The organism is Streptomyces sp. NBC_01217 (assembly GCF_035994185.1).
In the GTDB taxonomy this organism is placed as follows: domain Bacteria; phylum Actinomycetota; class Actinomycetes; order Streptomycetales; family Streptomycetaceae; genus Streptomyces.
In genome coordinates this window covers 8475908-8488312 of the sequence record NZ_CP108538.1, presented here as the reverse complement: position 1 = coordinate 8488312, position 12405 = coordinate 8475908, and the positions used below count along the sequence as shown (strand labels likewise).

Annotated in this window: 10 protein-coding genes; 6 read left to right on the top strand and 4 right to left on the bottom strand. The window is 70.1% G+C overall.

Translation table 11 applies throughout. The features are described from left to right. The 3 genes from OG507_RS37845 to OG507_RS37835 form a co-directional block, all read right to left on the bottom strand. Entirely contained in the window at nt 1-996 is a 996-nt protein-coding gene (locus tag OG507_RS37845; protein ID WP_327371616.1) for an aldo/keto reductase, read from the bottom strand. Between the two features lie 119 nt (nt 997-1115). Continuing rightward, nucleotides 1116-2507 carry a wax ester/triacylglycerol synthase family O-acyltransferase gene (locus OG507_RS37840; RefSeq protein WP_327371615.1) on the bottom strand — a complete coding sequence of 464 codons (1392 nt, stop codon included), beginning with the start codon at nt 2505-2507 and terminating at the stop codon, nt 1116-1118. A 120-nt stretch (nt 2508-2627) separates the two neighbouring features. Further along, on the bottom strand, nt 2628-4694 hold the full coding sequence (locus tag OG507_RS37835) for a SpoIIE family protein phosphatase (RefSeq protein ID WP_327371614.1): 2067 nt from the start codon (nt 4692-4694) through the stop codon (nt 2628-2630). Nucleotides 4695-4953: 259 nt separating this feature from the next. On the opposite strand from OG507_RS37835, the gene OG507_RS37830 reads away from it, so the two are divergent. Next, on the top strand, nt 4954-6321 hold the full coding sequence (locus OG507_RS37830) for an FAD-dependent oxidoreductase (protein WP_327371613.1): 1368 nt from the start codon (nt 4954-4956) through the stop codon (nt 6319-6321). 97 nt (nt 6322-6418) lie between these two features. Here the strand turns inward: OG507_RS37830 and OG507_RS37825 are convergent, their stop codons facing one another. Then, the gene (locus tag OG507_RS37825) at nt 6419-7474 is read right to left on the bottom strand and encodes a chitinase (RefSeq protein WP_327371612.1); all 1056 of its coding nucleotides are present in this window, start codon (nt 7472-7474) and stop codon (nt 6419-6421) included. A gap of 215 nt (nt 7475-7689) precedes the next feature. Here OG507_RS37825 and OG507_RS37820 point away from each other — a divergent pair, with 215 nt between their 5' ends. The 5 genes from OG507_RS37820 to OG507_RS37800 all read left to right on the top strand — a co-directional run bounded on the left by OG507_RS37820 (nt 7690) and on the right by OG507_RS37800 (nt 12386). Then, nucleotides 7690-8739 (top strand): iron-siderophore ABC transporter substrate-binding protein, encoded by a 1050-nt coding sequence (locus OG507_RS37820; RefSeq protein WP_327371611.1) that lies wholly within the window; start codon nt 7690-7692, stop codon nt 8737-8739. Nucleotides 8740-8756: 17 nt separating this feature from the next. Next, complete coding sequence (locus OG507_RS37815; protein WP_327371610.1) at nt 8757-9794, top strand: FecCD family ABC transporter permease; 1038 nt, start codon at nt 8757-8759, stop codon at nt 9792-9794. Further along, complete coding sequence (locus OG507_RS37810; RefSeq protein WP_327371609.1) at nt 9791-10855, top strand: FecCD family ABC transporter permease; 1065 nt, start codon at nt 9791-9793, stop codon at nt 10853-10855. The genes OG507_RS37815 and OG507_RS37810 overlap by 4 nt, the downstream gene beginning before the upstream one ends. A 149-nt stretch (nt 10856-11004) precedes the next feature. Next, nucleotides 11005-11859, top strand: a complete 855-nt coding sequence (locus tag OG507_RS37805; RefSeq protein ID WP_327371608.1) for a YndJ family protein — start codon at nt 11005-11007, stop codon at nt 11857-11859. Next, nucleotides 11856-12386, top strand: coding sequence for a DUF1990 family protein (locus OG507_RS37800; protein ID WP_327371607.1), 531 nt, complete (start codon nt 11856-11858; stop codon nt 12384-12386). Before OG507_RS37805 ends, OG507_RS37800 begins: the two co-directional genes overlap by 4 nt. The last annotated feature ends 19 nt before the right edge of the window (nt 12387-12405 follow it).

Sequence of the window (12405 nt, the reverse complement as noted above, 5' to 3'; positions counted from 1 at the left end):
TCAGTGTCCGTCCTCGGTCAGCAGGCCCTCGGCGCGCAGGTCGTCCCAGAGGGCGTCCGGGATCTCGCGGCGGAGCTGGGCGGCGGCGTCGCGCACCTCGTCCGGGGAGCGGGTGCCGACGAGCACTCCGGCGACGGCCGGGTGCGCGAGCGGGTAGTGGAGGGCCGCGGCCCGCAGCGGGATGCCGTGGCGCTCGGTGACGGCCTTGATGCGCAGCGCCCGGTCCAGGAGGTCCTGGGGCGCGGCCGTGTAGTCGTAGGTGGCGCCGGGGCGCGGATCGGCGAGCAGCCCGGAGTTGAATACGCCGCCGACGACGACGCTGCGGCCGCGGGCGGCCGCCTCGGGCAGCAGCTCGGTCAGGGCGGACTGGTCGAGAAGGGTGTGACGGCCCGCGCAGAGCACGACGTCGACATCGGTGTCGCGCAGGAAGCGGGTGAGCATCCCGGTCTGGTTCATGCCGGCGCCGATGGCGCCGATGACACCCTGCGCGCGCAGTTTCTCCAGCTCCGGATAGGCCTCGTGGAACGCGGCCTGTGCGTGGTCGTCCGGGTCGTGCAGATACGCGATGTCGATGCGGTCGAGGCCGAGCCGTTCCAGGCTGTCCTCGACGCTGCGGCGTACCCCGTCGGCGCTGAAGTCCCAGCGGCGGCGGTGAGTGGCCGGTACGGCGAAGCCTTCGGAGAGAGTGCCGGTTGCGTTCTCGTCGGCGGCGACGGTGCCGGGGGGCAGCGGGTCGAGCACCCGGCCCACCTTGGTGGACAGTACGTACGAGTCGCGGGGTCTGGTGCGCAGGGCCTCGCCGAGCCGTCGTTCGGACAGGCCGAGTCCGTAGTGCGGTGCGGTGTCGAAGTAGCGGATGCCCTCTTCCCATGCGGCGTCGACGGCGGCCGCGGCCTGCGCGGGGTCGACGGCGCTGAAGAGATTGCCGATGGCGGCCGCTCCGAAGGACAGCTCGGTGATCTCGACCGTGCTGCCGCCCAGTCTGTTGCGCCGCATGCTTCCGTCGCCCTCCCCAGTGATCGCTTCCTGCACACAGGAATATTCATCGGATCACTTGGGTGCGTCAACACCCCGGACAGCACGAACTACGGCACTTTCCCTGAGATCTGTCCGATCTATGGCTGGGGCAGCAGCGCGAGCAGCTGTGCCACCTCGTCGTCGGCGCAGCGCGCCAGCCGGTCCAGGTCGGGCAGCGCCTTGCCGTCGGCCACCAGCCCGACCTGCACCCGGCCCCCGTAGGTGGACAGGGCGATGGCCAGGGACTGGCCGCGGGCCAGCGGCGCCATCGGGTAGACGGCCCGCAGCGGGCAGCCGCCGAGCGAGAGCGCCGAGCGCGGCAGGGGCACGCTGGTGACCAGGACGTCGAAGAGCATCCTGGCCGCGTTCCCGGCGAGCGGCGCGCCGAAGCGGTGGGCCAGTGAGGGCAGTTGATCGGCGAGCACGGCGACCGCCCCGGCGCCGCGGAAGGGCCCTGCGGACTTGTTGCGGTCCATGGCCCTGCTGACGGTACGGAGCCGCTGCCACGGATCGGGTTCGGAGACGGGGAGGCCGAGCAGATAGGCGGAGAGCTTGTTCCCGGTCGCGGCGTGCCGGCCCGGTCTGCGGCGGGAGACCGGCACCAGGGCGCGCGGGTCCTCGGCGGGCAGCGGTTCGCCGCGCTCCAGCATCCAGCGGCGCAGTGCACCGGCGACGATCGCGAGCAGGATGTCGTTGGTCGTGCCTCCGGCGGCCCGTCTGATCCGCCGGACGGCGTCGAGGTCCAGGTCCGCGGTGACCAGCCGGCGGGTGCCGCTGGAGCTCGCGGTGAGTGCGGGTGCACCGCGCAGATCGAGGCGGCTGGCCCGCACCATGGAGGCACCGACCCCGAACGCCCGCCCGAGATCCTCGATCCGGCCCAGCGCGAGACCGGCCACCTGGCGGGGGCCCGGCATCCAGGAGCGGGGCGGGACCGTTCGGGCCCGGCGTGAGGGCACGCCACCGCGGGCACGGGCGGCGACGGAGGCGATCTCGTCGAAGATCCCGGCTCCGATGGCGACCGCGCGCATGCCGTCGGCGAGCGCGTGGTGGAGCTTGACGAGCACCGCGAAGGGGCCGCCGTCGGCGCCGCCGATCACATACATCTGCCAGGGCGGCAGGCCACGTTCGAGCGGCCGCTCCATCAGTTCACCGGCGAGCCTGGTGGCGCCCGCCATGAATCCGTCGTCCCCGCCGAGCGACTCCGCCTCGGTCAGCCGGACCCGCTCGATGTGCCGGTGCACATCGAAGTCCTTGTCCACGAACCAGGCCGCGCCTCCGACCGGCAGCAGTACGTCCCTGACCCGCATCCGCAGCCGGGGAATCGCGGCCGCGCGGGTGCCCAGCAGCTCCAGGACGGTCTCCGTCCCGGCGCCGCGCGCCGGATCGGGATGAGGGGAGAAGACGGCGAGCGCGCCGAGGTGCATGGGGTGGGCATCGGATTCGAGGTGCCAGAAGGCCAGATCGAGCGGTGCCAGTAGCTCAGTGCCCAATGGATCCTCATGTCATCGAAAAACAGGACTGACGGAGTCGCAGTCAATCGCCTGCGGTCGGTTACGGTCAAGCACAGACATGTTACGTTCTGTTACCTCCTGGTAGTGCGCAGCATTGCGTCATCCGCGTTCGGGAATGACGAACTCGCACCACACGCACTTGCCGCTGCCGCGCGACTCCACACCCCAGAGGTCGGTCAGCCGGTCCACCAGCATCAGCCCCCGCCCGGAGACCCCGGCCTGCCCCGCGTCCCGGCGCCGGGGCAGTGCGCTGGAGCGGTCCTCCACGTCGACCCGCAGTCGCCGCTCGGGCCCCGTGAGCACCCGGACGGTGACGATCGCCCCGCCGTCGGTGTGCATCAGCGCATTGGTGATCAGCTCGTCGGCGGCCAGCTCGATCTCGTCGGCCCGTGTCTTGGCCCCCCAGGCCCGTACCGCCGCCCGGATCATGTGCCGCGCGGAACTCAGCGCATCCGGGTCACCCTGTGCGACCTGCTGCTGGAGCCGGCCGCCCGGCTGGGGTGCGTGAGCGGCCTTGCGGCGCAGCATCAGAACCGCCACATCGTCCTCGCCGCCTCGCTCGTCGACCTCCTCGCAGAGCTGATCGGCCAGCATCTGGAGGTCCTGCGGACCGTTGCGCACCATGGACGTCAGCAGTTGCATGCCCTCGTCGAGATCGGTGCCGGGCAGCTCCACCAGACCGTCGGTGAACAGGATCAGCGTCTGACCGGGGTCCAGCTCGACCGTGCTGACGGGGTATTCGAGCCGCCCGAACTCGGCCGAGAGCCCCAGCGGCAGCCCGCCCTCCGCGGGCAGTCTGCGGCAGCAGCCGTCGGTGTCGCGCACCAGCGGATCGACATGGCCGGCCCGGACCAGCTGCACCACTCCCGTCGTCAGGTCGACCTCGGCGTAGGAGCAGGTCGCGAAGCGGTCGGTGTCCAGCTCGTGCAGGAAGACGGAGGCGCGGGCGATCACCGTGGCGGGGCTGTGCCCCTCGGCCGCGTAGGCGCGCAGCACGATGCGCAGCTGTCCCATGACGGCCGCGGCATGCGTGTCATGGCCCTGTACGTCCCCGATGACGGCCCCGACGCGGCCGCCGGGCAGCGGGATGACGTCGTACCAGTCGCCCCCGATGTCCCGGCCCAGCCGGGCCGAGCGGTAGCGGACGGCGACCTGGGCGCCCGGCACGTCGGGAATCCGGCGCGGCAGCATGGCCTGTTGGAGGCCCTCCGCCAGATCGTGCTCCTGCTCGTACAGCATGGCCCGCTGCAGGCTCTGGGCGATGGAGCTGCCGAGCGCGACGAGCAGATTGCGTTCGTCGCCGGTGAAACCGTCCTTGTTGCTGTAGAGCAGTCCGATCGCGCCGATGGGCCGGGCCTGGGCGATCAGCGGCAGATAGGCGGCGGACGTGATGCCGAGGTGGCTGATGTGGGGCCACAGAATCGGGTAGGAGGTGGCGAAGTCCGCGGCGGATTCGATGAAACGGGGCGCGAGCGTACTGACCACTTCGCTCATCGGGTACGGCTCGTCCGTCCGGGTGTAGCGGGTGCCGGGGACGAACGAACCCTCCGGGCCGTCCGCCACCAGATGGATGCGCCCGGCCTCTATCAGCCCGACGACCAGGCTGGTCGCACCGAGATGCGCCAGTCCCTGGGAGTTCTTCAGCACCTCGATGACGTCCCGGACCGTCCGGGCGTGGGCCAGGGCGGCCGTGGTGCCCTCCACCAGGCTGGTGCGGCGCTGGCGCTCCGTGTCGAGTTCGCGGCGGGCGGTGGAGTCGGCCAGCTCCTGGGTGGCGTCGCGGACGATGCCGATGATGCGGTGGGGGCGGCCGGACTCGTCGCGCTGGACGAAGCCCTGGGTGTGGGTCCAGCGCAGCGTGCCGTCGCGCCGCTGGATCCTGAAGTACGCGCCGTAGTTGCGCTGCCCGCGCTTGAGGGCCTGCGCGACCATGGCGTCGAGCCGCACGCCCTCGTCCGTCGGCACTCTGGACTTGAGTGTCTCCGGCCGGCCGTCGTAGTCCTCCACCCGCATGTCGAACACATCGAGTGCGGGTGGGTCCATGTGCATCAGGCCACTGTCGAGATCCCAGTCGAAGCTGCCCATACGGTTCAGGGCGAGACTGAGATCCGGGTGGGCGGGCCAGTCGTCCGGGAGTGACAGGGCACCCGCTACCCGATCATCCATGTGGGTCACTCTGCCATTATTTGTCCGATTCTTCGAGCGAACCCCGCACCGGCGTGGGAATCCGGTGCCGCTCGGCCGGGGCACCTTGTGACCCGTGCCGGGCACCGGGCGAGAGCACCCCGGACGGCCCGGAGGGCCGCCCGCCCGGAGGCCGGAGACCGGCAACGGATACCGTGTCCCGTGGAGCACGGTAAGCCAAGCCTTACTACTACCCTGCGCCGCACTGCCCGCGTCAGCCCGAGCTAAGGACCAGCACTCCATGACCCGCCCCGTCCGCGTCGCCATAGTCGGAGCCGGCCCTGCCGGAATCTACGCAGCGGACGCGCTGCTGAAATCCGAGGCCGCCCAGGACCCGGGGGTTTCGATCGACCTGTTCGAGCGGATGCCCGCCCCCTTCGGTCTGATCCGTTACGGAGTGGCTCCCGACCACCCGCGGATCAAGGGCATCGTCCAGGCGCTGCACCAGGTGCTCGACAAGCCGCAGCTGCGGCTGTTCGGCAACGTCGACTACCCCGCCGACATCGACCTGGACGACCTGCGGTCCTTCTACGACGCGGTGATCTTCTCCACCGGCGCCGACGCGGACCGCGCGCTCGACATCCCCGGCAGCTCCCTGGACGGCTCCCACGGCGCCGCCGACTTCGTCTCCTGGTACGACGGACACCCCGATGTGCCCCGTACCTGGCCGCTGGAGGCGGAGAAGGTCGCCGTGCTCGGGGTGGGCAATGTGGCCCTGGACGTGGCACGCATCCTCGCCAAGACGGCGGACGAACTGCTGCCGACCGAGATCCCCGCGAACGTCCATGAGGGCCTCAAGGCCAACAAGGCCCTGGAAGTGCACGTCTTCGGGCGCCGAGGTCCCGCGCAGGCCAAGTTCAGCCCGATGGAGCTGCGGGAGCTCGACCACTCGCCGAACATCGAGGTCATCGTCAATCCCGAGGACATCGAGTACGACGCGGGTTCGATCGAGACCCGGCGGGGCAACAAGCAGGCCAACATGGTCGCCTCCACGCTGGAGAACTGGGCCATCCGCGATGTCGGAGACCGGTCGCACAAGCTGTTCCTGCACTTCTTCGAGTCCCCGGCGGAGATCCTCGGCGAGGACGGCCGGGTCGTCGCTCTGCGCACCGAGCGCACCGAGCTGGACGGCACCGGGAACGTCAAGGGCACCGGACGCTTCACGGACTGGGACGTCCAGAGCGTCTACCGCGCGGTCGGCTACTACTCGCAGGAGCTCCCCAAGCTCCCGTTCGACGTGGCCTCCGGCACCGTTCCGCACGCAGCGGGACGCGTCCTCGACGGCGAGGAGCCCATGCAGTCGGTGTACGTCACGGGGTGGATCAAGCGCGGTCCGATCGGCCTGATCGGTCACACCAAGGGCGATGCCAATGAGACGGTCGCCTGCCTCCTGGAGGACCACGCCGCGGGCCGGCTGCCCGCCCCGGCGCAGCCCGGGCCCGATGCCGTCACCGCCTTCCTGGAGGAGCGCGGCGTGCGCTACACCACCCGCGAGGGCTGGTACCGCCTGGACGCGCACGAGCAGGCGCTGGGCGCGGAGCAGGGACGCGAGAGGATCAAGGTCGTGGAGCGCGAGGCCATGCTGGACGCCTCCGATCCCCGTGCCTGACGGTATGCGGTGATGATGGCCCGGCCGGCCGCCACCGGCGGCCGGCCGGAAGGGCAGCTCCGTCCACCTCGGCAGAGCTGCCCGGCTCGTGATCGGGTCAACGTCCCTGCAGCGCCTTGACGTTGTCCCCGAATGTCCAGCCCTTGGACCCGTCCCAGTTGAGCGACCAGGTCATCAGGCCCTTGAGGCCGTTGCCGTAGTGGTTCCACGCCTGCGACACCTGACTCGGCGTCATATAGCCGCCCCCGGCCCCCGGTTGGGCAGGGAGTCCCGGAACCTGCTTGTCGTAGGGGACCTTGATCGTGGTGCCCTGGATGACAAGACCGTTGTTCAGGCAGTCGGTCTGCGCGATGAACCCCTCGACGGTACCGGCGGAGTACGAGTCGCCCACGCACCCGTACATGCTGCCGTTGTAGTACTGCATGTTCAGCCACCACAGGCGGCCGTTGTCCGCGTACTTCTTCACGATGGGCAGGTAGGCGCCCCAGATCGAGCCGTACGCGACGCTCCCGCCGGTCACATAGGCCGTCTCCGGCGCCATCGTGAGGCCGAAGCTGGAGGGCATCCTGGCGAGCACACCGTCGATGATGCGGATCAGGTTGGCCTGCGAGGCGGACAGCTGGTTGATATTGCCGCTGCCCGTCAGACCGGTCTCGATGTCGATGTCGATCCCGTCGAAGTTGTACTCCTGCAGGATCGGCACCACCGTGTCGACGAACCGGTCGGCGACGGCGCTGGAGCTGAGGTCGATACCCGCGGTCGCACCGCCGATGGACATCAGGGTGGTGAGTCCGGCGTCCTTCGCCTGACACATCTCGGCCGGGGTCGGGACCTTCACGGTGGAGTCCATCCCGTCCTCCCACAGGACGGTGCCGTCCGGGAGGATGACGGGGAAGGCCGCGTTGATCACGTTGTAGCCGTGACCCGTGATGCGGCTGTCGGTGACCGGAATCCAGCCGAGCGGCGGATGAACGCCGTTGGACGCGCCGTCCCAGTTCTCCCAGTACCCCTGGAGCACCTTGCCCGAGGGCTTCGACTTGACCGCACACGTGTCCTGCTGCGCGGCGGCGCCGGCCGTCGATCCGACCAGCATCTGTACGACACAGGCTGCCGCGAGGCCGAGCCCCAGCAGGCGCGATGTCCGACCGCTCATGTTCCGTTCCCTCCCGGGCGAATCGAACGATGACTGTCATGGCCCCGACAAACATTAGATTGGTCCAGACCATTCGTCAATAGGTCTGGACCGACGGCGACGGCCACAAACAGAGGCCGGTTGTAGTCGGAAGTTGACTTAGCTTAGGCTTACCTAAACCTTCGCGATCTGCGCGGGATTCAACAGCTTCGTTTATCAACCCCTGAGGAACATCCATGTCCCGGTTCACCCGCGTGCGTCGCCGGACGCTCGCCGCAACTGCCACCGCCGCAGCTTTCGTTCTCGTTCTCGGTGGTTGTTCGTCGAGCGATGACGGCAAGGAGAGCACCGGCGCATCCGGGAAGAGCGGCGGCGCGTTCCCCGTCTCGATCAAGAGCGCACTGGGTACGGCCGAGATCAAGAAGCAGCCCGAACGCATCGTCACCCTTGGCCAGGGCTCGGCCGAGACCGCCATCGCGCTCGGCCACACCCCGGTGGGCATGGAGACCTATGCGTGGGGCGCCGACAAGACCGGTTATCTGCCCTGGATCCACGAGGCGGTGACGAAGTCCGGCAAGAAGCTGCCGACCCAGTTCACCGGTGGTGAGGACATCGACTTCGAGGCCATCACCGAACTGGAGCCGGATGTCATCCTCGCGCCGTGGTCCGGGATCACGCAGAAGGACTACGACATCCTCAAGGACATCGCCCCCACCGTCGCCTACCCCGACCTGCCGTGGAGCACGGACTGGGACCAGCAGATCGACCTCATCGGCAAGGCGCTGGGACAGGAGGACGAGGCGAAGGGTCTCGTCTCGAAGGTCGAGAAGCAGCTGGCCGACGCGGCGGCGACCCGGCCGGACTACAAGAACTACAAGTTCTCGTACATCTACAACACCGGCCCCGGCACCCTCGGCGTGTTCAAGCCCGACGAGCAGCGCGTCAAGATGGTCTCCTCCCTCGGCCTCACCGTCGACCCGGTGGTGAACACCTTCAAGGAGACCGAGGGCACCGACTCGGCGCTCATCGGCCTGGAGAACGCCGAGAAGCTGAAGGACAGCGACCTGGTCTTCACCTTCTACATGGATGACAAGTCCCGCAAGGAGATCGAGGCCCAGCCGCTGTACGCGGCGATCCCCGCGGTCAAGAGCGGCGCCGTGGTCGCCGGCAAGGACAACTCCTTCGTCACGGCCTCCTCGATCATCAACCCGCTCACCGTGCCGTGGGTGATCGACCGCTACCTGCCGCTGATCGACAAGGCCGTCAAGGCCGCCGACAACGGCTGAGGCCGACCACCGCATACATGGCCACCACCACGCACGCACCGCCGAGCGGTGCCGGAACCTCACGGTCCGGCACCGCTCGGCGGGCGTATTCCCTCGTCCTCGCGGTCGCCGTCCTCGTTCTCGCCGTGTTCGCGAGCGTCATGTTCGGCAGCCGTACCACCTCGATCAGCGATGTGCTCAACGTCCTGTCCAGCGCCGCCGATCCGAATGTCACCACCATCGTCGAGAGCCGCTACCCCAGGACCGCGCTCGGGATACTCGCCGGTCTCTGCCTGGCCGTCGCGGGCACGCTCATGCAGGGCGTGACCCGCAATCCGCTGGCCGACCCCGGTCTCCTCGGGATCAATGCGGGCGCCTCCGCGAGCATCGTCGCCGCGACGGCCTTCCTGGGAGCCTCGGGCAGTACGGACACCATGTGGTGGGCGCTGCCCGGTGCGCTGATCGCCGGTCTGCTCGTCCATGCCATCGGATCGGCGGGCTCGGGCAGCGGACCGATACGGCTCGTGCTCGCCGGCGCGGTGCTCTCCGCCGTCCTGATGGCGTTCATCCAGGCGGTGACCCTGAGCCGGCCGCAGGTGTTCGACAGCTACCGTTACTGGGTCGTCGGCGCCCTCGGCGGCAGGGACTTCGACGTCTTCCTGTCGGTTCTGCCGTTCGCCGCGGTCGGCCTGGCGATAGCGGCGGTGCTGGGGCCCGGCCTCAACGCGCTCGCGCTCGGCGACTCCACGGCGGCGTCCCTCGGATCGAATCCCGCCCTGGTGCGGGCGGGCGGGCTGCTCTCGGCCACGCTGCTGAGCGCCGCGGCCACGGCGGCGGTCGGCCCGATCGCCTTCGTCGGCCTGGCCGTTCCGCATGTGGTGCGGGCCCTGGTCGGCGTCGACTTCCGTGTGCAGATCGTCTTCTCGGCGCTGGTCGGTCCCGCGCTGCTGCTCCTCGCGGACGTGGTGGGCCGTGTGGTCATGCAGCCGCAGGAGCTGATGGTCGGTGTCGTGACCGCGTTCATCGGGGCGCCCGCGCTGCTCATTGCCGTACGCAGGATGAGGGGCAACGCATGACGTCGCATCAGGCCGGATTCCGTACCTCCCCGCCCAGGGGGTTCCTGACGATCGGCCGGATTGTGGCACTGCCGCTGCGGCGGGTGTCCCTGCTGACGGCGGTCGTCCTGTTCGTGCTGCTCGTGGTGACCGCCGTCGCCACGCTGTCGCTGGGGCGGCTGGGCATTCCGCTCGCCGAGCTCACCGGGGCGCTGACGGGCGGCGCCGAGGGCAAGAACGCCTTCGTCCTGGAACGCCTGCGCGGCCCGCGTCTGGTCGTCGCCATCGGCACCGGCGGGGCGCTCGGTCTCTCGGGGGCGCTGTTCCAGTCCGTCACCCGCAATCCGCTCGGCAGCCCGGATGTGATCGGGCTGGCCTCCGGCGCCGGTGCGGGCGCCGCGATCACCGCGCTGATGTTCCCGGACACCGTGCCGGTGGCCCTCGGCGCGTTGATCGGTGCCCTCCTTGCCATGGCCCTGGTCTATGTGTCGACCGGCACCGGATTCCGTAACCCGGCCCGGCTCGTCATCGCCGGGATCGGCGTCGCCGCGATCGGCACGGCGGTCACCCAGTACATCGTCTACGCGATGGAACGGGACCGGGCCGCCGTGCTCACCGCCTATGTCAACGGCAGCCTGTCGGCACGGTCCTGGGACGACGCCACCACCATCTGGCTCGTGCTGCTGGTCGCGGCCCCGCTCACCGCCCTGGTCGCACGGCGGCTGGACATCGGGGAGATGGGCGACGACATCGCGGGCGCGCTCGGATCCGAGCCGCGCCGTACGAAATCGATCGCCATCGTCCTCGCGATCGTGCTCTCGGCGGGAGCCGTCAGCGTCGCCGGGCCCATCGCGTTCATCTCGCTGACGGCCCCGCAGATCGCGAAGCGGCTCACCAGGGTATCGGGACCGCACCTGCTGCTGTCGGCCCTGGCCGGCGCGCTGCTGCTGGTGCTCGCGGATCTCTGCGCCCAGCAACTGCCGCTGTTCGAGAACCTGCCCGTCGGCATCTACACGATGGCCATCGGGGGCGTGTACCTCGGCTATCTGCTGGTACGGGAGTGGCGCCGGGGAGTTCTCTGACCCACCGGCAGCCGCCGCCGACCCCCTTCACCGGCTCACCGCCCGTCCCCTTTCCCCCCTCGCCCCACGGCCTCCCTTGAACGTGTTCAAGGGAGGCCGTAGAGTCATCTCCGAGCACAGTTGAACACGTTCAAGTCGGGGGGTTGGCGATGTCCGTACTGGTAGCTCTGATCGTGATGCTGGGCATGCTGGTGGTGGTCCCGATGGGGCTGCGACTGGCCGGAGCGACCGAGCTGGACCGGATGCGCCGCATGTGGCCGCTCTTCGCCGTGCCCGGTGCCGTATCGCTCTGGCTGCCGCGCGGCGTGCCCGCCACCGCCCTCGCCGCCTGCTATGCGCTCGGGGCCGTACTCCTCGCCTTGCACGCCCCACCACGGCTGCTCCGCACCCTCGCGGCGCGGGGAAGCCGCGCCGTGGCGCCTGCCGAGATCGCGCTGGTCACCGCTCTGGTCACCCCGTCGATCGCCGCCCTCGCCCTGGTCGCCGAACGTTCGGGGCACACACTCTTCGGCTTCGGGCTCGGCATCCTGGCGCTGACCGTGCCGCACTTCCACTTCGCCGGGTTCGCCGCCGCGCTGGTCGCGGGGCTCGTCTGCCGGATCGCCGACAGCGCCGCGGGCCGGTTCGCCGCGCTGAGCGTGCCGCTCGGCACCCTGCTCGTCATGATCGGCTACTTCATCGGGGACTGGGCCGAGCTGGCCGGGGCAGTCGTTCTGACGGCGGGAATGTGGACAGTCGCCCTGCTCACCTGGCAGTCGGTCCGCGTCGCGCGGCGGGACCGGATCACCCGGCTGCTGCTCGCCACCTCGTCCGTCGTACTCGTGGTCACCATGGTGCTCGCACTGAGCTGGGCGCTCGGCGAGGCCACCGGGCTCCCGCACCCCACACTGACCTGGATGGCCGCCACCCATGGTCTCGGCAACGCACTCGGCTTCGCACTCTGCTCCGTACTCGCCTGGCGCAGGCTCCAGAACCCCACCGACCACGAAGGCAGGACCGCATGAGCCCCCTCACCTACCCCGAGGCCGGAGCCACCCGACTCGGCCCGCTCCCCGACGGCTACCACCACCTCCACCACCGGACCCGGGTCGGTCGCGGCCGGGCCGACTTCGAGGCAGCGGGCGCGGCGGTCACCGGGTGGCGCATGCACCGCACCAGCGGGGCCCGGGTCCGCGCCTCCGCGGCCCGCGCCGGGGCCGGAGTGCTCCTGCGGGTGTCGCTGGGCATCGGCCCCTTCCGGTTCACCGCACCCTGCCAGGTCGTCTGGGCGGTGTACGGGAAGGACCGCATCGGATTCGCCTACGGAACACTCGTCCGGCACCCCGAGTCCGGGGAGGAGTCCTTCGTGGTGGAGCTGGCGGACGACGGGACGGTGTGGTTCACCGTCATGGCGTTCAGCCGGCCGGCCGCCTGGTACGCCCGGCTCGCGGGGCCCGTCGTACCGGTACTCCAGAAGGGATACGCCCGCCGGCTCGGCACCACGCTGCGCCGGATCGTCGAACACTCCCGGCACTGCACGGCGCACGCCTGAGGGGCTGAGCCGCGCCACC